The following is a 25,083-nucleotide window of genomic DNA, read 5'->3' as shown; positions in this document are numbered from 1 at the left end:
GACCACTGCCGTTATGCTGCCGTCGGACTGCCGTGCGCTGGTCCGCGAGCAGTCGGGGGGTGATGGGCGCATGGTGGAGGCGGTGCGCTTCGAGATCCTCGGGCCGCTGCGCGCCTGGCACGCCGACCGCGAACTGGAGCTGGGGCCGGGCAAGCAGCGGGCCGTGTTGACCGTCCTGCTGCTACAGGCCGGGCGCCCGGTGCCGACGAACCGGATCGTCGACGCCGTCTGGGCCGAGGAGCCTCCGGCGAACGGCACGAACGTGGTGCAGAAGTACGTCGCCGGGCTGCGCCGGGTGCTGGAGCCCGGGCGGTCGCCGCGTACTCCCGGTCAGGTGCTCAGCCTGACCGACGCCGGCTATCTGCTGCGGGTCGGCCGGGACGACGTCGACGCCCTGCGCTTCGAGTGGTCGGCCCGGCAGGCGACGGCGGCCCGGGACGCCGGACGCTGGCCGGAGGCGGCGACCGGACTGCGTGCCGCGCTCGACCTCTGGCGCGGTGAGCCGCTGCCCGGCCTGACCGGGCCGTTCTTCGACGCCGCCCGGCACCGGCTGGTGGAGCTGCGTACCTCCGCGCTGGAGAGCTGGGCCGAACTGGAGCTGCGACTCGGCCACCATCACGAGGTGGTCGGCGAGCTGGCCCGACTTGTCGCCCAGTTCCCGGTACGGGAACGGTTGCGTGGCCTGCTGATGCTGGCGCTCTACCGGGAGGGCCGGCAGGCGGAGGCGCTGGACACGTTCCGCGAGGTCCGCACCCTGCTCCGCGACGAGCACGGGCTGGAGCCCGGCGAGCCGCTTCAGGAGTTGCACCGGCGGATCCTGCGCTCCGATCCGACGCTGGCCGCCCCCGACCGGCCCGCCGGACCGGCCACACCCGCCCCGGCCGCACCGACTCGGGCCGCACCGACTCGGGCGGAAGCGGTTCCGGCTGGGACGGTTGCCGCTGGGACGGCTGCCGCTGGAACGGCTGCCGCTGGGACGTTCGCGGCCCCCGGATCGGCCGCGCCGGTCGAGCCGGCCGCGCCGCTCGAACCTGTCGCGTCGGCCGCGCCGCTCGAACCTGTCGCGTCGGCCGCGCCGCTCGAACCTGTCGAACCTGTCGCGTCGGTCGAGCCTGCCGCGTCGCTCGAATCTGTCGAACCGGTCGCCTCGGTCGCGTCGGTCCAACCTGTCGCGTCGGCAGAGCCGGCGGTACCCGCTGCGGATGCGCGGCCGGCGCCGTCCACGGGGTTGCCGGTGGTTTCGGTGCCGCCACCGGTGTCGTTGCCGCCGCCGTTCCTGCCGATCACGGCGCCGCCGGGTGGCGGACAGCACGGTGCCCCGCTGCACTGGACCAGCATCGCCGGCACCGTGGTCGGGGCGGTCGGCATCCTGCTCACCTTCGGGATGCTCAGCTGGCTGGTCGCCTTCGTCTACGCCTGGCGGCGCCGCAGCTGGTGGCTGCTGGCGGCCGGATTCGGCTATCTCGTGGTGGCGGCCGGATTCATCGTCGCCATGGAGACCGGCGACCCGGAGGCTCCGGCGACCACGGGGGAGTCCTTCGCGATCTTCGGCCTCCTCCTGGTGAACTGGCTCGGCGGCGTCCTGCACGTGGTCCTGCTCAACCGCGGGGTGCAGAATTTCCTCGGCCGTGGCCGGCGACCGCCGTCACCGGCCGTCCCGCGCAGCGCCACCGAGCAGCGGGTACGCCGGGAGCACGCCCGCTACCTGCTCTACCACTACCCGAGCGCCCGTAGGGAGCTGCGGATCGGCCGGCCCGACCTGCCGCGCAACTTCGACGACGGTGGCCTGATCGACATCAACGCCGTCGCCGAGCACGTCGTGCTGGGGCTGCCCGGACCGTCGCCGGAGCAGAGCCGGCACATCCTGGTGGACCGCCTGGTACGCGGACCGTACGCCTCCCTGGAGCAACTGGTCGCCCGCTGCCTGCTGCCGATGGAGGTGGCCGACTCGCTCCGCGAGGTACTCCTCTTCCTGCCCCCGCTGGCCCGCCCGGAGCCGACGGCCCCGGCCGAGCTGGACGCCTGACCGGCCCTGACCACCCGGCCCGGGGCCGGGACGGGACGTCACGCCGGGCCGGGAGGTCACGCCGGGGCGGAAGGTCACGCCGGGGCGGGTGGCGTGGCTGACGCGGGTCGGCAGCTCTGCGCGGCGGGGTCGTCGGCGGTGCCGCAGTGGAACACCTCGACCGGTTCGGTGTCGACGTCGGTGACCCGGTCGACCCGGACCAGGGAGAGCCGCTTCGCCACCGGCTCGCCGGAGTCGGCCGCAAACCGGATCAGCCCGCTGACCCCCGGGTAGCCGTTCTCGGCGTTCTGCCGCAGTACCTCGGTGTGCACGCCGGCCGGGTTGACGGCCCGGGGGTCCCACGCCTCGCGCGGGCTGCCGTGCCGCAGCCGGGCGGCGAGGCTCTCCACCGCCCGGACCACCATCGTCGCGGCGTCGTAGGCCAGGCTGACCCGTTCGCCGACCGCCGCGCTCGGCTCGCCGTCCCGGCACCGGGGCGGGTCGAGCAGGTCGTCGGCCTGGATCCAGCCGAGGAAACTGCCGCGTACGTCGTCGCGCCGGTCCCGGGCGGCACGCAGGGCGGCGCAGGTGGCCAGAGCCGCCTTCGAGACGTACGTGACCGGGAGGTTGCCGGGTGCGCTGACCCGCAGCCCCGGGTTGGCCATGTACCGGTTGACCGAGTCGTCGCCGACCAGGTGTCGGGGCGGGTTCGGGCCGCATTCCTTGAGCGCCCGGAGGAAGCCGTCGAACTCGGACCAGCGGCCGGCGAAGACCAGCACTCCGGGGTAGCCGCACTCCTGGGTCATCCGCTGGCCGGTGCGCCACTCCTCGACCCGGGTCAGCCGGTCGCCGAACCGCTGGCGCAGGTCCTCGACGAGGGTGCCGACGTAGAGGTCCTCGGTGAGCGAGCTGTTCTCCCCGGTGGTGTAGTACACCCGGGCGCCGGTGACCCGGAGCACCTGGCGGGCGTACTCGTCGATCAGGGCGGCCTGGTCGCGGTTGGGTGCGGAGATCTGGAGATAGAGCCTGGAGTTCTGGAACATGCCGTCGGCGGAGAGCGTCGGTGCCAGTGCGGGCAGGCCGATCCGGTTGAGTTCGCGCAGCGCGCCGGCGGTACTGGTGCGACTCTCCACCAGTCCGACCACGCCGAGTACGGTCGGGTCGTCCCGGGCCAGCCCGGCGAGCATCCGCACCGCCCGGCCGGCGTACCGCATCTGGTGTCCGGCGTTCGCCACCACCACCCGGAGCAGCGCGGCTCCGTCGGCACCGGCCGACTCGCGCAGCAGCGCGTACTGGGCGGTCGCCATCCCTTCCAGCTCCTCGCGCTCGGAGACGTACGACTCCTCGTCGGCCCGGGTCCGGTTGCCGGTGAGCGTGCCCAGGTAGACCAGGGTGACCAGCGGGCGGCGCTGCGCGCTGCGCTGCCAGACCTGCTCGGCGGCGGCGTTCTGGGCGAAGATCCGGCGCTGCACGGCCCGCAGCCGGTCCTGTCCGGGGTCCCGGTTGAAGACGTGCCCGGCCGTGTCGCTGTAGCCGACGCACTCGTCGCCGACCAGTTCCACCTCGACGGCGCCGCCGAACGGCCGCGGATGGCAGTCGAGGCTCCACCGCGAGTTGGCCCAGATCGCCGTGACGGCGACGAGCAGCAGCACGAGGGCGGTGGGCAGGAAGCGGCGACTCCACCACGGCGGCTCCGGCGGGGTGAAGTTCAGCAGCCCGCCCCTCGGTTCCGAGCCGGCGCTGGGGTCGCCGAGCAGCAGGGCGATCAGCCAGGCGGCCTGGCGGCGCAGCCGCCGGGTCTCCGGCAGCACGTCCACCCATTCGTCGTACGCCTCCTCGGCGTCGACGAGCGCGTACGGTTCGGGCAGTTCCGGGGGCGGTTCGGCGCCGGCCGCGACCACCAGCAGCGGGTCGTTCCGGCCGGTCTCGTTGCGGACGTCGTTGACCAGCCGGATCAGGGTGTGCCCCGGGTCGCCGGCCGTGACGCCGGCCAGCAGCAGCACCGGGTAGGCCGTCCGCCGCCAGGTCGACGGCCGCCAGAACCGCCGCCGGTACGCCTGCCGCAGGTCCTCCAGGAACGCGTGCACCAGCAGCTTGTTCACCTGGTCCGGCTGTTCCCCGTCCCGCCATCCGGCGGTGAGCCGTTCGGCGAACCCGAGAAAGGTCACCGACTGCCGGGGCGCCAGGTACTGCTGCCGCATGAACCACCGGTAGTGCGGGCCGAGCAGCGGTACCCGGCCGGAGACCGCGATCCGGAAGACGGCACTCGGGATCGCCCGCCGGACCAGCCAGAACGCGAGCTGGTAGGCGGTGGAGAAGAGGTCGCCGTCACCGTCGCCGGTGCCGGCCTGGTCGCTGCCCGGACGGCTGCCCCGACGGTCCCGCAGCTGCCGGGCCAGGGCGGGCCGGCGGTCCTCGCCCGCCTCGCCCGGCTCGGGTACCGGCTGGTGCAGCAGCCAGTCGGCCAGCGGGTGGTGCCGGAACCGCAGCCGTTCGCCGCCGAACGCCTCCAGCGAGAGCTGGCGGTGCACCTCGCGCAGCGCAGCGGCGATGTCGGTGCCGGCCAGCTCGGCCAGGTCGAGTACGGCGTGCGGGATCCGTCGTCGCTGACCCCGGCCGAGTACCCGGCGTAGCAGGGCGACCACGTCCGGCGAACCGGCCGAGCGGACCAGCCAGATCAGCGGCAGCCGCCGGTCGCCCCGGCGGGGCCGGCGGAGCAGCCGGGCGAGCAGGGCGAGGAACTCCGAGCCGCCGGAGGGCAGCCGTTCCCGTCCCGAGGACGGTTCCCGTCCGGAGGCCGGTTGCCCCTGGGTCGCCACCCCGCGCATGCGCATCTCCCGCCGTTGCCATGGGTGTCCCACAGATCACCACAGTGTCGTGCCAAGGACAAGGCCGGCTACGCCTCTAAGCTGACGTGCAAGGAAGGGCCCCTTCTTAGCGCTTTTTGTATAAGAAGGGGCCCTTCCTTGCACGTCACAGGGTGCGCAGGTGAAAGCCGCCGGTCACGTCGATGACCTGGTGACGCTGCGTCGAGCCTGTCGTCCCGACCTGGTAGAAAAGCCGGATGGACGGAAACCGGACACCGCACGACCAGGACCCCGGCGGTTGGACGCGGGATGCGGCAAGGCCGGTGCCGGACGCCGCAGGGCCGGTGCGGGGCGCGGCAGGGCCGGGACCGGAGTCGGTCCGGGAGCGGGCCGAGGCCGTGCTGCGCCGGTTGGCCGGCGAGCACGCCCGGCTCCGGGACGACCAGTGGCGGGCGATCGAGGCGCTGGTGGTGGGGCGGCGCCGGGTGCTCTGCGTACAGCGGACCGGCTGGGGCAAGTCCGCCGTCTACTTCGTCGCGACCGCGCTGCTCCGGCAGTCCACCGGAACCGGCGCGGGTGCGGGTCCGGGCGATGTCGGCCCGGGGCGGACCGGGCCGACCGTGATCGTCTCGCCGCTGCTGGCGCTGATGCGCAACCAGGTGGAGGCGGCGGCCCGGGCCGGCATCCGGGCCCGCACCATCAACTCCGCCAACCTCGACGAGTGGGCCGATATCGTCGCCGAGATCGAGGCCGGCACCGTCGACGTACTGCTGATCAGCCCGGAACGGCTGAACAATCCCGACTCCGGGACGGGGTGCTGCCGCGGCTCGCCGCCACCACCGGACTGCTGGTGGTGGACGAGGCGCACTGCGTCTCCGACTGGGGGCACGACTTCCGCCCCGACTACCGGCGGCTGCGTACCTTCCTGGCCGGGTTGCCCGCCGGCACGCCGGTGCTGGCCACCACCGCCACCGCCAACGCCCGGGTCACCGACGACGTGGCCGAGCAGCTCGGCGACGCACTGGTGCTGCGCGGGCCGCTGGACCGCGAGTCGCTGCGGCTGGCCGTGGTCGAGCTGCCCAGCCCGGCACACCGGCTCGGCTGGCTGGCTGACCAGCTCGACCGGCTGCCCGGCTCCGGAATCGTCTACACCCTGACCGTGGCGGCGGCCGGCGAGACGGCCGAGTTCCTGCGCGGCCGGGGCTACCCGGTCGCTTCGTACACCGGTCAGGCCGACGACACCGACCGCCGCGCCGCCGAGCAGGACCTGCTGGACAACAAGCTCAAGGCACTGGTCGCCACCTCGGCACTGGGCATGGGGTTCGACAAGCCGGATCTCGGCTTCGTGATGCACCTGGGCGCACCGCCGTCACCGATCGCCTACTACCAGCAGGTCGGCCGGGCCGGTCGGGCGGTCGGCGCGGCCGAGGTGCTGCTGCTGCCGGGTGCCGAGGACCAGGCGATCTGGCGGTACTTCGCGTCGCTGGCCTTCCCGCCGGAGGACCAGGTCCGGGCCGTGCTGGCCGCACTGCACCCGGACCGTCCACTCTCCACACCGGCGCTGGAGCCGATCGTCGACCTGCGCCGGACCCGGCTGGAGCTGATGCTCAAGGTGCTCGACGTGGACGGCGCCGTACGCCGGGTCCGGGGCGGCTGGCTGGCCACCGGCGAGCCCTGGCAGTACGACGCCGCCCGGCTGGGTCGGGTGGCCCAGGCCCGCGCCGCCGAGCAGCGGTCCATGGTGGACTACGTCTCGACCGGGGGCTGCCGGATGGAGTTCCTCCGGCGCTGCCTGGACGACCCGGCGGCCACCGCCTGCGGGCGCTGCGACAGGTGTGCCGGAGCGCGGTTCGACGCCGAGGTGTCGGCCCCGGCGCTCGCCGCCGCACAGGCGTTCCTCGGGCGCGCCGGGGTGGAGGTCCCGCCGAAGAAGCTCTGGCCGACCGGGCTGGAGGCGGTCGGCGTACCGCTGCGCGGGAAGATCGGGCCGGCCGAGCAGGCGTACCCGGGGCGGGCCGTCGGGCGCCTCTCCGACCTCGGCTGGGGTGGCCGGCTGCGCGGGTTGACCGGGCCGGAGGCCCCGGACGCGGAACTGCCGGAGGACGTGGCGGCGGCCGTGGTCGACGTACTCAGGGCGTGGGCGCATGGCGACGACCCGTGGCCGGCGCGGCCGGTCGGCGTACTCGCCGTCGGGTCGCGGCGGCGGCCCCGGCTGGTGCGCGGGCTGGCCGAGCGGATCGCCGGGGTCGGCCGGCTGCCGCTGCTCGGCGAGGTGCCGGCCCGGGGCGGCGCGACGGCCGGTGCCGGTCCGCGGGGCAACAGTGCCCAGCGGGTACGCGCCCTGCACGACGCCTTCGCCCTGCCCGAGCCACTGGTCGATGCGCTGGCCGGGCTGGACGGTCCGGTCCTGCTCGTTGACGATCTCGTCGACTCGGGCTGGACGATGGCGGTCGTCGCCCGGCTGCTGCGCCAGGCCGGTGCCCCCGGCGTGCTCCCGTTCGCCCTTGCCATGGCCGGCTGAGCCCTCCTGCCGTAGGGTCCGTTGCCTGGCCCGGTCGGCTGACCTGGACGGTCGCGAATAGCCTGTCCGAATGTTGGCACGACGACTGTGGACGGTGCTGGCCAGCCTCCTCGTTCTGGGGGGCTGTGCGTGCGCGTGCGGACCAATCGGCCCCGCACCGGACCTCAGCCAGGAAGACCTGGCCGGGACCTGGGTGAACGCTCGGGGAGCGACACTGGAACCCGATGCCGACGGCACCTTCACCGCAACAGTTCTGCATGTCTGCGCGGAGCGGGACGAGCCGCCCGAACAGCGTGCCGAGCCCGACGGTGGGCGGGGAACCTGGGAGCTGGAAGCGCCAGAAACACTCGTGCCCTACCAGACGATGAACCTGAGTTTCGGGCCACCGGAGAGGTTCGCCTGGAGTGACTGGCAGGCCGCCGATGACGAAGTGTTCTTCTACATCGGCGATCCCGACACCAACGATCGCTGTAAGTTCCGGAGGCAGTGACCGGGAGCTGAGGCGGCCGTCGCCCGGTCCGGTGAAATCAGTTGCCCGGTCCCGGGCTCAGCCGGGGCGGCCGTAGCCGACGACCGGCTGGTAGTCGACCCGGTCGATCCGGATGCGGGTGCCGGCACGCGGCGCGTGGATGATCTTTTCGCCGCCGACGTAGATCGCGACATGGTGCAGGTCACGGTAGTAGAAGACCAGGTCGCCGGCGCGCCGGGCGGATCGGCTGACCAGGTTCACCGCCCGGTACTGTCGCGCCGCGTTGTGCGGCAGCCGTACGCCGGCAGCCGCCCAGGCGGCCGAGGTGAGGCCGGAACAGTCGTACCCGTCGGGGCCGTCCCCGGCCCACCGGTACGGCTTGCCGAGCTGCGCGTACGCGAACCGGACTGCCTCGCCGGCGGCGCCGCCCACCGCCTCCGGCAGCCGGGGGACGGATTTCCCGGCCGGCTCGTCCGGTCCGGTCATCCCGGCCAACCGGGCCAGCTCGGTCTCGATCGCCAGCTTCCGCGCGGCGAGTTGCCGCTCCTGGCCGCGCTGCCGGGCCGCGAGCGCCTCGACCGCGCGCCGGGCCTTGGCCAGCCGCTCGTACGCCTCGGTCAGCGCGGCGATCGCCCGGTGTCGCTCCCGGGTCAGCCGGTCGAGCAGGAGCAGCGGATCCAGCAGGTTCTCCGGGGTGGCAGCGCCGATCAGGGTGCCCAGCGTCCCCAGCGCGCGGGTGTCGCCGGTGCGGTACGCGCGGGCGGCGATCAGGCTGACCTCGCTCCGGTGTGCCTCGATCGCGTGCTCCAGCGGCGTCATCTCGGCGTGCATGGCCGCACTGTTCGCCCGGGTTTCCCGCAGCGCCTCCCGCAGCTCGTTGTACTGCTCGACGACGATCTCCAACTGCTCCGCCGCGCTGGCGACCCGCTCGGCGGGGTCGGTGCCCGGATTGGCCCGGGCCGGCGTGGGCGTCAGTGACAGCGCCACGGTCATGGCGGTGGCGAGGGCGGCGGCGCGACATGACAATGCGGAGGTCGGCACGACCTGTCCAACGATCGATGTGGGCCGGAGGCGACGCATCGAAACCGTTCGGGTTCGTACCGTGATGGCCGTCGCTGCCCCGCGCGACCTCGGCGACCGGCCCGGCGGCGCGTCGGGAGCAGCCCGGCGGTGTTTCCGGAACCGATCCGGCCGTGTTCCGGGACCGGCCCGGCCGTGTTCCGGGACCGGCCCGGCCGTGTTCCGGGACCGGCCCGGCCGTGTTCCGGGACCGGCCCGGCCGTGTTCCGGGACCGGCCCGGCGGTGCCTGCGGAGCGGGGCGGTAACCTGCCGGTCGTGACACGTGAGCAGCCAGCGGTGCCGGGGGCCGTCGAGCCAGCGGTGCCGGGGGCCGTCGAGCCAGCGGTGCCGGGGGCCGTCGAGTCGGCCGTGCCGGACCGGGGCACCGTGCGGCTCGCGCTCACCGTGGGCGGCCTGGTGCTGGCCCTGCTCGCCGGCTTCGGGCTCGGTCGGGTGAACAGCGGTGGCACTGCGCCGGCCGGTGCCGGCCCGCAGCCCGTGACCAGCACCGGCGACCACACCCATCCGGCGGGGACCGGGCCGCACGAGCATCCGACCGGTGTGCCGGGCGGCGGTGCCGAGCCGGGCGGGCTGAGCCTGAGCGGGAGCGGCCACACCCTGGTGCCGACCACCACGACCCTGACCGCCGGGCGGAGGCAGGACTTCCGGTTCCAGGTACGCGGCCCGGACCGCCAGCCGGTGACCGGGTACGCGGTGGTGCACGAAGAGCCGCTGCACATGATCGTGATCCGGCGGGACCTGAGCGGCTACCAGCACCTGCACCCGACGATGGCGACGGACGGCACCTGGAGTGTGCCGCTGACCCTGCCCGCCCCGGGCGTCTGGCGGGCGTACGCCGACTTCACCGCGCTCGACGGCACCGGCGGGCAACTGCCGCTGACCCTCGGGGTGGACCTGGTGGTGGCCGGCGACTACACCCCCCGGGCACTGCCGGCGGCGGCCCGGGAGGCGGGCGTCGACGGGTTCACGGTCACCTACGAGGGCACCCCGCAGGTCGGGGCGAGCCAGCCACTGCTGTTCCGGATCTTCTCCGGCGGCAATCCGGTCACCAACCTGGAGCGCTACCTCGGGGCGTACGGGCACCTGGTGGTGTTGCGGGAGGGCGACCTGGGCTACGTGCACGTGCACCCGGAGACCGAGTTGGCCGGCGGGGCGGTGAAGTTCTGGCTCGCCCTGCCGAGTTCCGGACGCTACCGGATGTACTTCGACTTCCAGGTCGCCGGCGAGGTGCGGACGGCCGAGTTCACCCTGACGGTCCCCTGAGCCGCCGCGCCGCCCTCGACCAGGGCCGGCCCGCCACCAGAGCCGCCCTCGGTCAGGGCCGGGGTCAGCCAGCCCGGCGGACCTGGCGGTGCGCGAGGTAGCGCAGCATGTCGCGGATCAGTTTCTTCTCCTCCGGCGGTACGCCTGGATCGGCGAGCCGGGTCATGATCACTCGGAGGTCGGCTTCCACCGGCGACTCGACCCGTTCCCGCCGGAAGGCGCCGGGCTGCTCGCCGTCGGGCAGGCCGAGGGCCCGGAACGCCACCCCGACCGGTACGTCCAGGGCGGTGCAGAAGCCGCGCACCTTGGCCAGCTCCGGATAGTCCTGCCAGTCTCCGGCGAGCCAGCGGAACAGGGTGGATCGGCCGACGTTCGTGTGCGCGGCCACGTCGCTGACCGTCCAGCCACGCTCGCTCTTGGCGTCGTCGATGGCCCGCCGGACGAAGCGGGCGAAGGCCGCCTGCGGCGAGTCCTGTGCGGCACCGATGCTCAGCGGAGAACCCTTTCGCCCGGACTTCGGGTGGTCTTCCGAGAGTAATCCGGAAACGTCTCCGGCATAGCCGACTGATCGCACCCACCCCGCCCGTACCATCGGTCGGCCGGCATCGCCCCCGGCTGCCCGATCGTCCGGACAGGTCCGCCGGTACGGCGGATGAGCCGCCGGTCGCCGGCCCGCCCCGACGGGCCCCGCCGGGGCGGGGCAGGACGCCTCGAAGACTCCGCCCGCGGGCTGGCAGGCTGTCAGGGCTGCTGGTCGAGCAGGGTCTGTAGGCGTGGCGTGACCTGCCAGTCGCCGGTCAGCGCCAGGTAGTCGGCGCGCTGCCGGTCGGTCGGCTCGGCGCCGGTGTGCCGGGCCCGGAGCAGCAGGTTGCGCGGGGTGTGCTGGGAGTCGACGAACTCGACCACCTCGACCCGGTAGCCGTGCAGCCGGAGCAGCGCCGCCCGCAGCGAGTCGGTGAGTACGTCCGCGAAACGCTCCCGCAGGATGCCCTGCCGCACCAGCGGCTCGTACGGGTCCGGGGCGGGGCGGGTCCGCAACTGGGCGGCGAGGTCGTGGTGGCAGCACGGGGCGGCGAGGATCCAGCGGGCTCCCCAGCGCACCGCCCGGGCCAGTGCCTCGTCGGTGGCGGTGTCGCAGGCGTGCAGTGCGAGTACCAGATCGGGGGCGGGTTCGACGGTTGCGCTCAGGATGGTGCCGGCGACGAAACGTACCCGGTCGGCGTAGCCGAGTTCGGCGGCGAGCGCGGTGTTGCGGCGGCGCTGGTCCTCGCGGACGTCCACGCCGACGAGTTCGACGTCGATGCCCCGCCCGGCGAGATAGCGGTATGCCGCGAAGCTCAGGTAGGCGTTGCCACAGCCCAGGTCGACCACCCGCAGCGGGCCGGTCAGCGCGGCCGGCAGGGTGGCCGCGAGGGCGCGCAGGAACGCGTCGACCTGCCGGCGCTTGGCCGCGCTGCCGCCGATCGCGGTGAAGAGCGGGTCACCCGGGTCGAGCAGGTGCTCCCGGCTCCGGTCGTGTGCGGTGGCCGGCGCGGCGGCCCGCTGCGCGGCGACCCGGTGCAGCTGCGCCTCGCCCCGCTTGGTCACCCGCAGTTGCAGGGTGGCGGTGGCGGTCTCGACGTGCCAGTTGCCGAACGGCTCGGCCAGCAGCGCGTCGACCGCCTCGTCCGCCTCGGGTCCGGGTGTCACGTTCCGGGTGTGCGGGCGGGCGCCGTCGTCGGTGACGATCTGGAGCTGGGCGCCCGACTTGAGGGCGACCGGGCGCAGTTCGGCGCGTACCACGGTGGGGAGCTGGCCGCGCCGACGCCCGGCGGCGACGGCGCGGGTCAACCCGGGATCGAGCAGCAGCGCCCGCACCTGGGCGAGCGCCGCGTCGAGCTGTTGCGGCATCTACTCGCCGGTGGCGGCGTCGCCGCCGGAACCGCGGCGGCTGCGCCGGCGTCGACGGCGCGGCTTGGCGGCCCCGTCGACCGCGGTCGAGGCGCCGCCGCTGCCGGCCTCGGTCGCCTCGGCCGGGCCGGTGCCGGCCTCGACCACCTCCGCCGAGCCGCCCGGACCGGCGACGACCTCGCCCGCCCGGCGCCGTCGGCGCTGCCGGCGGTTCGGCTCGGCCTCGCCGGTGACCTCGGCGTCCGGGACGACCGGGTCGGCCACGCCGCCGCTGCGGCCACCGCCGCCGCGCCGGCTGCGGGACCGGCCCGGAGCCTCACCGCGACCCCGCCGGCCGGCGGGTCCCCGGGAGCGGCCGCCGAGGTCCTCCTCGACCTCGGCAGACAGCCCGGCCCGGGTCCGCTCGGCGGACGGCAGGGTACCGGCGACGTCGGTCGGGATGTCCAGGTCCGTGTAAAGGTGCGCGGAGGTGTGGTACGTCTCCGGCGGCTCCGGCATCTCCAGCCCGAGGGTCTTGTCGATGATCCGCCAGCGGGGCATGTCGTCCCAGTCGACGAAGGTCACCGCGACACCGGTCGCGCCGGCCCGACCGGTACGGCCGATCCGGTGCGTGTAGGTGTCCTGGTCCTCCGGGCAGTCGTAGTTGATCACGTGGGTGACGCCGGTGACGTCCAGCCCCCGGGCGGCCACGTCGGTGGCGACCAGGATGTCGATCTTGCCGGCCCGGAACGCCCGCAACGCCCGCTCCCGGGCGCCCTGGCCCAGGTCGCCGTGCACGGCCGCGACCGCGAACCCGCGGAAGTCGAGATCCTCGGCGACCCGGTCGGCGGCCCGCTTGGTACGTGTGAAGATCATCGTCAGGCCGCGTTCCTTCGCCTGCATGATCCGGGCGACGATCTCGACCTTGTTCATCGAGTGGGTGCGGTAGACGAGCTGCTCGGTGAGCGGCGACGGCCCGGTCTCGGCGGTGTGCCCGGCGTGGATCGTGACCGGCTGCCGGAGGAACCGGCGGGACAGCGCGACGATCGGGTCCGGCATGGTGGCGGAGAAGAGCATCGTCTGCCGGTCCTCCGGCAGCATCGCCAGGATCTTCTCCACGTCGTCCAGGAAGCCCAGGTCGAGCATCCGGTCCGCCTCGTCCAGCACCAGCGCGTGCACCCGGTCCAGCCGGAGCTGCTTCTGCTTGGCCAGGTCCAGCAGTCGACCGGGCGTGCCGACCAGAATCTCGACGCCCTTGCGCAGCGCCTCGACCTGCGGCTCGTACGCCACGCCGCCGTAGATCGGCAGGACGCGTACGCCCCGGGTGCGGCCCGCCGCCGCGAGATCCTTGGCGACCTGGAGGCCCAGCTCCCGGGTCGGTACGACGACAAGCGCCTGCGGCAGGCCGTCGCTGCCCTCACCCGGCGCGAAGACCCGCTCCAGCAGCGGTACGCCGAAGCCGAGGGTCTTGCCGGTGCCGGTCGGCGCCTGGCCGATCAGGTCGGTGCCGCGCAGCGCGATCGGCAGGGCGTACTCCTGGATGGCGAACGCCCGGGTGATGCCCACCTCGGCGAGCGCGGCCACGGTCTCCTGCCGGGCGCCCAGCTCGGCGAAGGTCGGTGCTTCGGGTCGGACCGGTGCATCGGCGGTCAGCGCGTCGGTAAGCGCCTCGCCGGCCATGATGTTCTCGATTTGATCGCTCATGTGGTTGTGGGGGTGCCCTCTCGTGGTGCGCCCCGTTCGTCCGTAGGGCGCGGTATCGGTATGGCGCGGGCCACACGGTCGACGGCTGAACGCCGAGTAGAAGACCGGGCCGCACGCGCGCGCCGTAGGGCAGAATTTCCGGAACGGTCGAGCTCTTCCGGACCTCTGCCTCCTTCGGCAACTGATCCATGCTACCTGAGCCCGGCAAACGGCGTCTCGGGTCCTCCGAGACGGCCCGCGCCCGGGGGCCACAGATGTGACATCGGTTACACATCGCGCCTCCTGCCACTACGGACAGGCAGGTCGCCGCCCCACAGCCAGGACAACAACCACGAAAACATCCACGAGCACAACCGCGACAGCAAGCAGGACAGCAACCACGACAGCAAGCAGGACAGCAACCACGACAGCAAGCAGGACAGCAAGTCAGGACAGCAACCAGACAACGACGCACCGAACGACAACCCGACCCCGGCGACCGGGCGGTACCCTGCGGGCGTGTCCGCCCCCGCAGAGCCTGCCCCCGTTCCGTCCCACGGTCCCGCCGAGCGGCTCGGCGAGCCCGTCCCGCCCGCCGGGCCGGCCGACCTTCCGGCGGTACCCGGTGCCGTCGTCGACCTCCTCGGGCTGGTTGCGTACGGCGAACTGGTGGCCTTCGACCGGATGGCAGCCGACGCCCGGCTGGCGCCGGACCTGGCGCGTCGGGCGGTACTCAGCGAGATGGCGGCGGCCGAGATCGCGCACTACCGCCGGCTCGCCGACCGGCTCACCGAACTCGGCGTACCACCTGGCGAGGCGATGGCCCCGTTCGTGCCGGCGCTTCAGTCGTACCACGACTCGACCGAGCCGAAGGACTGGCTGGAGGCGCTGACCAAGGCGTACGTCGGGGACGCCATCGCCGACGACTTCTTCCGGGAGATGGCGGCGTTCCTGGCCGAGCCGGACCGGCAACTCGTGCTGGACGTACTGCACGACTCCAGGTACGACGAGTTCGCAGGTCAGGAGATCCGGCGGGCGATCCGGGCCGACCCGAAGGTGGCGAACCGGCTGTCGATGTGGGCCCGGCGGCTGGTCGGCGAGGGACTGTCCCAGGCCGGACGCACCGCGGGCGAGCGGGTGGCGCTGACCACCCTGATCGCGACCGGCTTCGACGACCAGGCGGGAGTGCAGGCGCTGTTCAAGCGACTGACCGCCGCGCACACCGCCCGGATGTCGGCGGTCGGCCTCAACAACTGAGCCCGGTGGTCGGCCTCAACAACTGAGCCGGACGAGCCCGGCTGGCCGGGCCGGACGTGCCAGCCCGACCGGCCGGGCGGACACCGGGCCCAGCCGGGTCCGGTGTCCGCCCGCGGTTCAGCGGGCGACGAAACCGACCGCGCGGGGCGACGCCTCGGCGATCTCCACGTAGGCCACCTTGCCGACCGGCACGATGACCCGACGGCCCTTCTCGTCCGTCAGCGACAACGTGCCGTCGCTGGTGCTGAGGGCGTCGGTCACGATCTGCTCGATCTCGGCCGGCGTCTGCGCGCTCTCCAGGACCAGTTCGCGCGGCGCGTACTGCACGCCGATCTTGACCTCCACGTGGCCTCCTCGTTCGGGGCGAAAGATCCGCCGTCGGAAAGGCTATCCGATCCGCGCCGGTTACGTTCAGGCTGACTCGCCCTGCAACGGAAAGCTCGCGATCCCGCGCCAGGTCAACCCGGTGAGCAGCGCCTCGGCCTCGGCCTTCGGCACCTGCCGCCCACCGGCCAGCCAGAACTGCGCCGCCGTCTCGGCCGCACCGACCAGACCGGAGGCGAGCAGCTCGGCCCGGGACCGGCTCACGCCGGTGTCCGAGATGATGGTGTCGGTGATGGCCGCGATGCAGCCCTGCTCGACCCGCTCGACCCGCTCGCGTACGGCCGGCTCGTTGCGCAGGTCCGACTCGAACACCAGCCGGAACGCCCCACTCTCGTGGTCGACGAAGTCGAAGTACGCCCGGACCGCCCCGCTGACCCGCTCCTTGTTGTCGATGGTCGCCGCCATCGCCTCGCGGACCTTGGCCACGATCGCGTCACAGTGCGTGTCCAGCAGCGCCAGATAGAGCTCCAGCTTCCCCGGAAAGTGCTGGTAGAGAACAGGCTTGGAGACTCCGGCCCGCTCGGCGATGTCGTCCATCGCGGCCGAGTGGTATCCCTGGGCGACGAACACCTCCTGAGCCGCGGCCAGCAGCTGCTTACGCCGAGCCGAGCGCGGTAGCCGCGTTGGCCGGCCGGCTGTCTGCGCGCCGTTTCCCACCTGGGTCATGGTCACCTCCGCTTCCCCTCGCACGCTGTGGAGCTTCTTCCGACCGGAGCAGGGATCCGTCGTGCGACTGCCGAATTAGCCCGCTGCTGTAACTTATCGGCACTGCCACCACACGGTAGCCTCAGCGGGGGCGACCAAGGAGCGCACGGTGGACGAAACAGGGCAACCCGGAGCCCCCACACCGGGAGAGAACGGTAACGGGGCAGGTCCGCAGGGTGACCCGGCCCGTCCGGTCAACGGCTGGGCGGCCGACGCCGGCTGGTCCGGCGCCGAGACCGGCGTCGATCCGGGCGGACGGCAGTGGCAACCGGCGGTCGAGCCGGCGGTGAGCCGCGGCTGGGGTGACCGGGCGGCGTACGCTCCACGGCCGCTGCCCGCCTCGCCCGGCATTCCGATCCGCGAACTCCGGCAGCCGGTCAACGGCGTGCATCTGGGGGAGGCGCCCGAGGCGGACCGGGGCTGGAGCGGCGGGCCTGGCTATCCGTACGAGGCGGAGGTGCTCGATCCCGCCGGACGGCACGGAGTCGGGCCCGAACTGCCGACCGGTGGCATCCCGGACTATCCGGGCCAGCCGGGGCAAACTCCGGGCGAGCCGGATCCGACGGGCACCGCCCGGCACGCCTTCGGCGAACCCGGTTACGGCGACCCGGACCGTGCCGGTTTCGGCCCTGCCGGCTATCCGCCGCGCTGGGGAGAACCGGCGGCACCGGCGCACCCGGGTCCGATCTCCGCGCCACCGGCCGCGGTCTCCGGGCCGCCCGGCCCGGTGCCGATGCCGCCGGTGGTGACGTCGGGTCCACCGGCCGCCGCCTCCGGGCTGCCCGCCGCCTCCGGACCACCGGCCGCGGTCTCCGGACCGCCGCTCGGGATGCCCGGTCAGCCGGGTGGTGTGGCGTCGCCCGAGCACCTCGTACCGGCCGACTTCGAGCGTGGGCACGGTTTCCGGTCGCTGCCCGAGCAGGACCACCCGCCGGTGACCGAGATGACCGCGCTGATGCCTGCCGTTCCCCGGCAACCCGACCGGTCCGCCGGCCAGCCGGCCGCTCCGGAACAGGCCGGCCCGGCAGGACCGGGCTGGCGCCCGGCGGAGACGGACGAGCGCGGGCCGATGCCGGCCCATCCGGCCGATTTCCGGGCCCAGGAGCAACCGCCCTGGTCGTCCGGCTGGGCCCCGCCGTGGGCCCCGGCCGGGACGTCCGGGGAGCAGGAGGGCAGCCGCCACCCGGAGAGCCAGCACGCCGCCGAGGCCGTCCCGCCGGTCGAGCCGTCCCGCGAGCCGGAAATCTCCGGCGGGCGAGAGCAACGCTGGTCGCCGAGCTGGGCCGACCAGCCGGCGCAGCGGGCCGCCGAGGCTCCGGCCGGCCCGGAGCCGGGAGAGGGGCAGGACCGGTCGGCGGCCGGACCGGGCTTTCCCGCGAACGCGGCCGGAGCGGGCTTTGCCGCGAACGCGGCCGGCCGGAACGCACCGGCGGCGCCAGAGGGCGGGGCCCGGCCCGGCGCGGCGGGTGATTCCGCCGGCTATCCCGGGCCGATCGGACCCGGTCCGGACGCGCCGGGCTACCTGCCTGGCCCCGGTGGCCTCGCCGGCCCGCCCGGAGCGGAGGCATCGGGCCAGTTGCCTGGGCAGGAGACGGCCGGCTACCTCTCCGGCCCACCCGGTCCGGACGCACCCGGCTACCTGCCCGGCCCCGGCGGTCTCTCCCGCCCTGGCGGACTCGTCGGCCCTGGCGATCTCGCCGGCCCTGGTGAACTTTCCGGCCCTGGTGAACTTTCCGGTCCTGGTGGGCTCGCCGGTCATGGTGGCCTCGTCGGTCCCGGTGAGCTTTCCGGCTCGGGCGGGTCCGAGTCGTCCGGCTACCTGGGCGCTCCGGCCGGACCGGGGTCCGAGCCGTCGGGCCCGCAGGCCGGGCCGGTCCCGGGGCCGGAATCCGCGGCCCGGCCGTCCTGGCACAACTCCAGCGCCGAAGGGTCCGGCTATCCGTCCGCCCCGCCCGGCCCGCAGCCGGGGCCGGAACCGGCCGGCTACCCTCAGGCCGGTCAGACACCTGGCTACCCGCCGGCTGGTGAGGCGCCTGGCTATCCGCCGGTCGGGCAGGCGCCCGGATATCCGTACCGGAGGGAGGCCCTGGCGTTGCCGACCGCGCCGAGTCATCCCGGTGCGCCGTACCGCTATCCGGAGTCGGCCCCGGCGGAGCCCGCGCCCGCCGCCCGGCCGGCGGACCCCGGTGACGTGTTGCCGCAACGCGTCCCGGCCGAGCCAGACGTGCCGACCGTGCCGGAGCCACCCAACGTGGAACCGCCCGCCGAGACGCCGGAACTGGCCCGGATCGCCACCCATCTGCGTCGGGAGGACGGAGCGGCACAGCTGCAGGAGCGACCGGACGGCTTCGACGTCAACGCGATCCTGGACGCGGTCCGCGGAGTTGCCGGGGTACGCGACGCCTCGCTGCGCACCACCCCGGCCGGAGCGCACAGCCTGCGGCTGGATCTCGCCGACGGCGCCGATCCCGCCGAGGTGAGCCGGCACGTGGCGCGGCTGCTCCAGGAACGGATGGGACTGGCCGCCGCCCCGCAGAACCTGCCCGGCGCGCCGGCACCGGCCAGCTTCACCGGCACCGCCGAGCCGCCGCGCGCCGCGGCGACACCGCCCCGGCACGCGCCGCCGGTCGAGCCGGAATCCCGGGTCGAGCCGGCCGCCGAGGAACCCCGCCGCCGGCACCAGGCGCCGGGACACCGGGGCCGGGCCACCGTCGGCGAACCGGCGACGGCGCCACGGACGGAGCCGGCCCGCAACGCGGCTCCGCCCGTCAGCGGCACGAGCACCGTCGGCGGTACGAGCACCGGCGGCACCTTCTACTCGGGCAGCCAGGTGACCACCACCGAGACCGCGCCGTCCCGGCCGCTGAACCCGGGTACGCCGCCCGGCCCTCGAGTGATCATCGACCACGTGCAGGTGAGCACCTTCGGGCTGGACGCCACCGTCGAGGTGCGGCTCGCCGCAGGGAAGCAGCCGGCGGCCGGGCTGGCCACCGGGCCGGCCGTCGACGGGTACGTGCTGCGGCTCTGCGCCGTGGCCGCCGCCGCGGCCGTCGACGAACTACTGAGCGCCTCGACCCGGGTGACCGAGCGGGGCCGGTGCTTCGTCGAGCACGCCGCGGTGGTGCCGTTCGGCAGTTGCGAGGTGGCCACCGTGGTGGTGCTGCTGGTCTGCGACGGCTGGGTGGAGCAGTTGGCCGGCTCGGCGCTGGTCTCCGGCGACCCGCGGCAGGCGGTGGTCCGGGCCACCCTGGCGGCGGTCAACCGTCGCCTTGAGGCGTTGCTCACCTGAGTCGCCTCCGAGCCGGTGCGATCGGCGGGGCAAACGGCACGAACCGGGGCGGAGAACGCCAGTAGATCTCTCCGCCCCGGACAGTCCCGGCCCGGCACGGCGGCGTGATCTCCGTACGGCCGGCACACTTGACGGATGAAGCGTGCGCTGCTGGCGGCGGACGAGTCGATCGTCCGGGACGAGATACCGCCGCCCTGGCCCGGCCGGGGCGTACGGATCGACGGCGCGATCACCTACGTCCGGCAGACCCCGGCCACCCGCCCGGACGCCGAACCGGCGCTCTACGTGCACGGGCTCGGCGGCTCGGCGCAGAACTGGACGGACCTCGCCGGCCTGCTCGCCGACCGGCTGGACGGGCACGCCATCGACCTGCCCGGCTTCGGGCGCAGCGACCCGGCCCGGAGATACACGATTCCGGCCTTCGCCGACCGGGTGGTCCGGTACATCGAGCACTCCGGCCGGGGACCGGTGCACCTGTTCGGGAACTCGCTCGGCGGAGCCGTCTCGGTACGCGTCGCCGGCCTCCGCCCGGACCTGGTCCGTACGCTCACCCTGGTCTCGCCGGCGATGCCGTTCCTGGATCCGCGACGGTCGTTGCAGGGTCGGCTGGTGCCGCTGCTGGCGGTGCCCGGGGCGGAACGGCTGGCCTCGCGCTGGCTGACCCAGTTGCCGCCGGAGGAGATGGCCCGGCAGGTGATGGAGGCGTGTGTCGCCGACGTCACCCGGATCTGCGACCAGCGCCGGCTGGAGGCGGTCGAGGAGATCCGGATCCGGTACACCGCCGAGCACTACGCGGCGGCGTACCTGCGTACCCTGCGCGGCCTGGTCGGCAGCTTCGTCCGGGCGTACCTGCCGGGGGCCGGCTCGCTGTGGCGGATCGCCAGCCTGGTCAGCGCGCCGACCCTGGTGATCGGCGGCGGGCAGGACCGGCTGGTGGACGTCCGGGTACCGGCCCAGGTGGCCCGGCTGATCCCGGACAGTCGACTGCTACTGCTGCCCGGTGTCGGGCACGTGCCGCAGCTGGAGGTGCCCCGGACGGTCGCCCGGGCCGCCCTGGCGCTGCTGGACGAGACCAGCCCGCTGCCGGCCGTACCCCGCTGACCTGCGTCGACGGTTGACCCGCGAGGATGGGGTGCAACCAACCGGACGGGTCAGGCGTACTAAGTGAGCGTGTGGAGAAGAGAGCGTGGCCGGCCCCCGGCGACCGAGGACGTACCGGCGGCTCCGAGATCGGCGCACCGGCGACCCGCCCGGCGGTACCGGCGTGGCCGGCGGCTCGCGGTGCTGCTGCTGAGCGTGGCCGGCGCGGTCGCGGTGGTCGGACTGCTGGTGCCGCCGACCGATCGGCTGACCGCGGACGAGTCGCCGGCCGCCGCCGGACCGACGTCGTCGCCGGCCGGATCGACCCCGACCCCGGGCCCGAGCCCCACGGCCACGCCGAGCCGGACGCCCGCGCCGGTGCTCCGGCTCACCGGCGCGGTGCCGTCGACCGGGCCGGGCAGTTTCAGCTACGCGACCGGCCGGGGCGAGGTGCTGGGCCGGGCCGGGACGCTACGGCGCTACCGGGTGGCGGTGGAGCGCAACGTCGACGAGCACCTCGCCGAGTTCGCCGCGAAGGTGGACGCCTCGCTGGCCGATCGGCGCAGTTGGATCGGCAGCGGCCAGCTGAGGTTGCAGCGGGTACCGGACCGGTCCGGTCACGACTTCACGGTCTACCTGGTCACCGCCGGTACGGCCCAGAAGATGTGTGCCGCGTCCGGGGTGAACATCCGGATCGGCGGCAAGCCGTACACCTCCTGCCGGGGCACCGGGCGGGTGATCATCAACCTGGACCGTTGGGTCTCCTCGGTGCCGCACTACGTCTCGGCGAAGGTGCCGCTGGACCGGTACCGGACGTACGTGGTCAACCACGAGGTCGGGCACGAGTTGGGACACGGGCACGAGCGCTGTCCGCGCCGGGGCCGGGCCGCCCCGGTGATGATGCAGCAGACGCTCTTCCTCAACGGCTGTGTGGCGAACCCGTGGCCGTACCTGGAAGGTGAGCGGTACGCCGGTCCGCCGCTGTAGCCGCCCGCCCGTATTCCCCGCTCCCGGATTTCGGGCAGGTGTTTCAGCTCATGGCCCGTTTCCGCTCCGGCGAGGAACAATGGCCGGACATGCCACTGTCGATGCGCTCAGCCGCCGGCTGAGCGAGGATCCGAACCGGGGAGTCCACCGTGTCACTGCCCCCGCTCGTCGAACCCGCCGCCGAGCTGACCGTTGACGAGATCCGCCGCTACTCGCGCCACCTGATCATCCCGGACGTCGGGGTGGAGGGGCAGAAGCGGCTGAAGAACGCCCGGGTGCTCTGCGTCGGCGCCGGCGGCCTCGGCTCGCCCGCCCTGATGTACCTGGCCGCGGCCGGAGTCGGCACGCTGGGGATCATCGACTTCGACACCGTCGACGAGTCCAACCTCCAGCGGCAGATCATCCACGGCCAGTCGGACGTCGGCCGGTCGAAGGCCGAGTCCGCGGCGGCGAGCATCCGCGAGATCAACCCGCTGGTGCAGGTCGAGATCCACAACACCGCGCTGGACCGGGACAACGTACTGGAGATCTTCGGCCAGTACGACCTGATCGTCGACGGTACGGACAACTTCGCCACCCGCTACATGGTCAACGACGCGGCCGTACTGCTCGGCAAGCCGTACGTCTGGGGGTCGATCTACCGGTTCGACGGCCAGGCGTCGGTGTTCTGGGCCGAGCACGGCCCCTGCTACCGCTGCCTCTACCCGGAGCCGCCGCCGCCCGGGATGGTGCCGTCCTGTGCCGAGGGCGGCGTGCTCGGCGTGCTCTGCGCGTCGGTCGGCTCGATCCAGGTCACCGAGGCGATCAAGCTGCTGACCGGGATCGGCGAGCCGCTGGTCGGCCGGCTGATGGTCTACGACGCGTTGGAGATGTCGTACCGGAAGATCAAGGTCCGCAAGGACCCGAACTGCGCGCTCTGCGGGGAGAACCCGACCGTGACGGAGCTGCTGGAGGACTACGAGGACTTCTGCGGCGCGGTCTCGCCGGAGGCCGAGGAGGCGACGCTGGACGCCACCATCACGGCCCGGGAGCTGAAGGAGTGGCAGGACGCCGGCAAGGACATCTTCCTGGTCGACGTCCGGGAGCCGGCGGAGTACGAGATCGTCCGGATCCCCGGGGCGACGCTGATCCCGAAGGGTGACATCCTCTCCGGTGCCGCGCTGGCCACGCTGCCGCAGGACAGGCAGATCGTGCTGCACTGCAAGTCCGGCGTACGCTCCGCCGAGGCGCTGGCCGCGGTGAAGGCCGCCGGGTTCCGGGACGCGGTGCACGTCCAGGGTGGCGTGCTCTCCTGGATCAAGCAGATCGACCCGTCGCTGCCCGCCTACTGACCGCGGCCCGACTCCTGCGACGCGGGGGCGGCTCCTTTCCGGAGCCGTCCCCGCGTCGCGTTTCCGGCAGCACGCCTGCTCGGCGATGTAGCAGATGTACTATCTTCCCGCATAGCTACATGACGAGGGGGTGTAGACCTATGACCATCGCCGAGACTCCGGACCGGACCGCCGAGTCCGCCGGGACGACGGCCGAGCAGCCGGTGCTGAACGTCCGTGACCTGCGGATGCGCTACGGCAGCACCGACGTGCTGACCGGGGTCACCTTCACGGCCCGCCCGGGTGAGGTGCTGGTGCTGCTCGGTCCGAACGGTGCCGGCAAGACGACCACGATCGAGATCCTCGAAGGGTTCCGGAAGCGGTCGGCCGGCGACGTCACGGTGCTCGGGGTCGACCCGGCACACGGGGACGAGCGCTGGCGGGCCCGCCTCGGCGTGGTGCTCCAGTCCTGGCGCGACCACGCCAAGTGGCGGGTACGCGAACTCCTCGCCCACCTCGGCTCCTACTACCGGCCATACTCGACCGAGCAGATCCGGCGCCCCTGGGACGTCGACGAGCTGATCGACACCGTCGGGCTCAACCCGCACGCCGGCAGGCGGGTCGGCCAGCTCTCCGGCGGGCAGCGACGGCGGCTGGACGTGGCGATCGGCATCGTCGGCCGTCCCGAACTGCTCTTCCTCGACGAGCCGACCGCCGGGTTCGACCCGGAGGCCCGGCGCGAGTTCCACGACCTGGTGCACCGGCTCAGCGACTTCGACCAGACCACCATCCTGCTCACCACGCACGACCTCGACGAGGCCGAGAAGCTGGCCGACCGGATCCTGATCCTGGCCGGCGGCACGATCATCGCCGACGGCTCGGCCGACCAGCTCTCCCGACGGATGTCGGCGGAGGCCGAGGTCAGGTGGAGCCGGGACGGGCAGCGGTTCGTGCACGCCACCACCGATGCCACCCGATTCGTCCGGGAGCTCTTCGGGCAGTACGGCGACAGCATCGCCGACCTGGAGGTCCGGCGGGCGAGCCTGGAGGACACCTACATGGCACTGGTCCGGGAGTTCGAGTCCGGCCGGAGCCTCGCCGCGCTGCGCGACTTCGAGGAGTCCGACCGATGAACCCGATCTCGACAGCGCTCCGGTCCGGTGTGCGACGCGGCGGGATCGAGGTGCGGCAGTCCCTCACCAACGCACAGGACCTGTGGAACTACATCTTCCCCAACTTCTCCTTCCTGCTCGTCATGTTCTTCATGCGCGACGCCACGGTGCCCGGCACGGACTTCTCGCTCGGCGCCCGGACCCTGCCCAGCGTGCTCGGCGGCGGGCTGGCCTTCGGTGCGCTGGTCACGATGATGATGACGCTCACCGTGGAGCGCGAGGACGGCACCCTGCTGCGGGCCAAGGCGATTCCGAACGGGATGCTCGGCTATCTGGTCGGCAAGGTGGTGCAGGTCGCCGGGATGAGCGTGCTCGGCTCCGTCATCCTGGTGGTGCCCGGGGTGCTCCTGGTCGGCGGGATGACCGTGGACGGCCTCGGCTCCTGGCTGACCCTGGCCTGGGTGGTGCCACTCGGCCTGGTCGCCTGCCTGCCGCTCGGTGCGGTGCTCGGCTCGATCTTCGACAATCCCCGCAACGTCGGCATCATCATGCTGCCCATCATGGGCCTCGTCGCGACCTCGGGGATCTTCTATCCGATCACCAACTTCCCGGTCTGGTTGCAGTGGATCGGCCAGGCGTTCCCGATCTACTGGCTGGGTCTGGGCACCCGCTCCGCCCTGCTGCCGGACGAGCTGGCGGCGACGGAGATCGGCGGCTCCTGGCAGCACCTGACGACGTTCGGCATGCTGGCCGGCTGGGCACTGCTGGGTCTGCTGGTGGCACCGATCGTGTTGCGCCGGATGGCCCGGCGGGAGTCCGGTTCGAGTGTCGCCGCTCGAAAGGAGAAGGCGATGCAGAGAGTCGGCACTTGATGAGCGAGGCGATCTACAACCGCATCGCGGTGCTGCGGGCCGAACGCGGGACCTCCCGGCGGGAACTCGCCGACGCGCTCGGGGTGCACTACCAGACGATCGGCTATCTGGAGCGCGGCGAATACAACCCGAGCCTGCACCTGGCGTTGCGGATCGCCCGGCATTTCGAGGTCTCGGTGGAGGTGGTCTTCTCCACCGAGCCCTTCCCGAGGATCGGGGCCGCCGAACGCGCCAGCGCCTGAGCCTCCGGTCGGGCTGGCCACCGGCGGTACCACGGCGTGCGGACTGTCGAGTTGCCCCGCTTGCGCACCCGGGCGCTGCCCCGTTCGTGCACCCAGCTCGACAGTCTCGAAAACAGAGTCATGCCGAGGACCGAAGGACACAGCGTC

Annotated in this window: 18 protein-coding genes and 1 pseudogene; 12 read left to right on the top strand and 7 right to left on the bottom strand. The window is 73.5% G+C overall.

Translation table 11 applies throughout. The features are described from left to right. Positions 1-70 precede the first annotated feature (70 nt). Positions 71-2,026: a BTAD domain-containing putative transcriptional regulator gene (locus O7626_RS29860; RefSeq protein ID WP_278064368.1), complete on the top strand. Its 1,956-nt coding sequence runs from the start codon at positions 71-73 to the stop codon at positions 2,024-2,026. A 74-nt stretch (positions 2,027-2,100) separates the two neighbouring features. Here O7626_RS29860 and O7626_RS29855 read toward each other — a convergent pair whose 3' ends face one another. After that, positions 2,101-4,833, bottom strand: coding sequence for a hypothetical protein (locus O7626_RS29855; RefSeq protein ID WP_278064367.1), 2,733 nt, complete (start codon positions 4,831-4,833; stop codon positions 2,101-2,103). A gap of 323 nt (positions 4,834-5,156) precedes the next feature. Between O7626_RS29855 and O7626_RS29850 the strand changes: the two are divergent. Both O7626_RS29850 and O7626_RS29845 read left to right on the top strand, forming a co-directional pair. Next, positions 5,157-7,333, top strand: a pseudogene (locus O7626_RS29850) (DEAD/DEAH box helicase). Between the two features lie 70 nt (positions 7,334-7,403). Next, positions 7,404-7,823: a hypothetical protein gene (locus tag O7626_RS29845; RefSeq protein ID WP_278064366.1), complete on the top strand. Its 420-nt coding sequence runs from the start codon at positions 7,404-7,406 to the stop codon at positions 7,821-7,823. Between the two features lie 57 nt (positions 7,824-7,880). Here the strand turns inward: O7626_RS29845 and O7626_RS29840 are convergent, their stop codons facing one another. After that, positions 7,881-8,843, bottom strand: a complete 963-nt coding sequence (locus O7626_RS29840; RefSeq protein WP_278064365.1) for a C40 family peptidase — start codon at positions 8,841-8,843, stop codon at positions 7,881-7,883. Positions 8,844-9,138: 295 nt separating this feature from the next. Here O7626_RS29840 and O7626_RS29835 point away from each other — a divergent pair, with 295 nt between their 5' ends. Beyond that, the gene (locus O7626_RS29835; protein WP_278064364.1) at positions 9,139-10,146 is read left to right on the top strand and encodes a hypothetical protein; all 1,008 of its coding nucleotides are present in this window, start codon (positions 9,139-9,141) and stop codon (positions 10,144-10,146) included. Positions 10,147-10,210: 64 nt separating this feature from the next. Here the strand turns inward: O7626_RS29835 and O7626_RS29830 are convergent, their stop codons facing one another. The 3 genes from O7626_RS29830 to O7626_RS29820 all read right to left on the bottom strand — a co-directional run bounded on the left by O7626_RS29830 (position 10,211) and on the right by O7626_RS29820 (position 13,719). Beyond that, positions 10,211-10,633: a helix-turn-helix transcriptional regulator gene (locus tag O7626_RS29830; protein ID WP_278066374.1), complete on the bottom strand. Its 423-nt coding sequence runs from the start codon at positions 10,631-10,633 to the stop codon at positions 10,211-10,213. Between the two features lie 254 nt (positions 10,634-10,887). Continuing rightward, a complete protein-coding gene (locus tag O7626_RS29825) occupies positions 10,888-12,036 on the bottom strand; it encodes an SAM-dependent methyltransferase (RefSeq protein WP_278064363.1) in 1,149 nt (382 codons plus the stop codon). Beyond that, the gene (locus O7626_RS29820; protein WP_278064362.1) at positions 12,037-13,719 is read right to left on the bottom strand and encodes a DEAD/DEAH box helicase; all 1,683 of its coding nucleotides are present in this window, start codon (positions 13,717-13,719) and stop codon (positions 12,037-12,039) included. A 498-nt stretch (positions 13,720-14,217) separates the two neighbouring features. On the opposite strand from O7626_RS29820, the gene O7626_RS29815 reads away from it, so the two are divergent. After that, positions 14,218-14,955, top strand: coding sequence for a ferritin-like fold-containing protein (locus O7626_RS29815; protein ID WP_278064361.1), 738 nt, complete (start codon positions 14,218-14,220; stop codon positions 14,953-14,955). Positions 14,956-15,072: 117 nt separating this feature from the next. Here O7626_RS29815 and O7626_RS29810 read toward each other — a convergent pair whose 3' ends face one another. Continuing rightward, complete coding sequence (locus tag O7626_RS29810) at positions 15,073-15,300, bottom strand: DUF3107 domain-containing protein (RefSeq protein WP_278064360.1); 228 nt, start codon at positions 15,298-15,300, stop codon at positions 15,073-15,075. 66 nt (positions 15,301-15,366) lie between these two features. Beyond that, positions 15,367-16,005 carry a TetR/AcrR family transcriptional regulator gene (locus O7626_RS29805; protein ID WP_278064359.1) on the bottom strand — a complete coding sequence of 213 codons (639 nt, stop codon included), beginning with the start codon at positions 16,003-16,005 and terminating at the stop codon, positions 15,367-15,369. 148 nt (positions 16,006-16,153) lie between these two features. On the opposite strand from O7626_RS29805, the gene O7626_RS29800 reads away from it, so the two are divergent. From O7626_RS29800 to O7626_RS29770, 7 genes are all read left to right on the top strand, one after another. Beyond that, positions 16,154-19,333, top strand: coding sequence for a hypothetical protein (locus O7626_RS29800; RefSeq protein WP_278064358.1), 3,180 nt, complete (start codon positions 16,154-16,156; stop codon positions 19,331-19,333). Between the two features lie 135 nt (positions 19,334-19,468). Then, positions 19,469-20,434, top strand: coding sequence for an alpha/beta hydrolase (locus tag O7626_RS29795; protein WP_278064357.1), 966 nt, complete (start codon positions 19,469-19,471; stop codon positions 20,432-20,434). 69 nt (positions 20,435-20,503) lie between these two features. Further along, on the top strand, positions 20,504-21,400 hold the full coding sequence (locus O7626_RS29790) for a DUF3152 domain-containing protein (protein ID WP_278064356.1): 897 nt from the start codon (positions 20,504-20,506) through the stop codon (positions 21,398-21,400). 128 nt (positions 21,401-21,528) lie between these two features. Further along, the gene (gene moeZ / locus O7626_RS29785) at positions 21,529-22,731 is read left to right on the top strand and encodes an adenylyltransferase/sulfurtransferase MoeZ (RefSeq protein ID WP_347404873.1); all 1,203 of its coding nucleotides are present in this window, start codon (positions 21,529-21,531) and stop codon (positions 22,729-22,731) included. A 227-nt stretch (positions 22,732-22,958) separates the two neighbouring features. Then, positions 22,959-23,843, top strand: a complete 885-nt coding sequence (locus O7626_RS29780; RefSeq protein ID WP_278066373.1) for an ABC transporter ATP-binding protein — start codon at positions 22,959-22,961, stop codon at positions 23,841-23,843. Continuing rightward, complete coding sequence (locus O7626_RS29775; RefSeq protein ID WP_278064354.1) at positions 23,840-24,694, top strand: ABC transporter permease; 855 nt, start codon at positions 23,840-23,842, stop codon at positions 24,692-24,694. Before O7626_RS29780 ends, O7626_RS29775 begins: the two co-directional genes overlap by 4 nt. Further along, positions 24,694-24,936 carry a helix-turn-helix transcriptional regulator gene (locus O7626_RS29770; RefSeq protein ID WP_278064353.1) on the top strand — a complete coding sequence of 81 codons (243 nt, stop codon included), beginning with the start codon at positions 24,694-24,696 and terminating at the stop codon, positions 24,934-24,936. The genes O7626_RS29775 and O7626_RS29770 overlap by 1 nt, the downstream gene beginning before the upstream one ends. The last annotated feature ends 147 nt before the right edge of the window (positions 24,937-25,083 follow it).

It is taken from the genome of Micromonospora sp. WMMD1102, from assembly GCF_029626265.1.
Classification (GTDB): domain Bacteria; phylum Actinomycetota; class Actinomycetes; order Mycobacteriales; family Micromonosporaceae; genus Plantactinospora.
The sequence above is the reverse complement of the archived record's forward strand: the minus strand, read 5'-3'. Positions and strand labels throughout refer to the sequence as shown.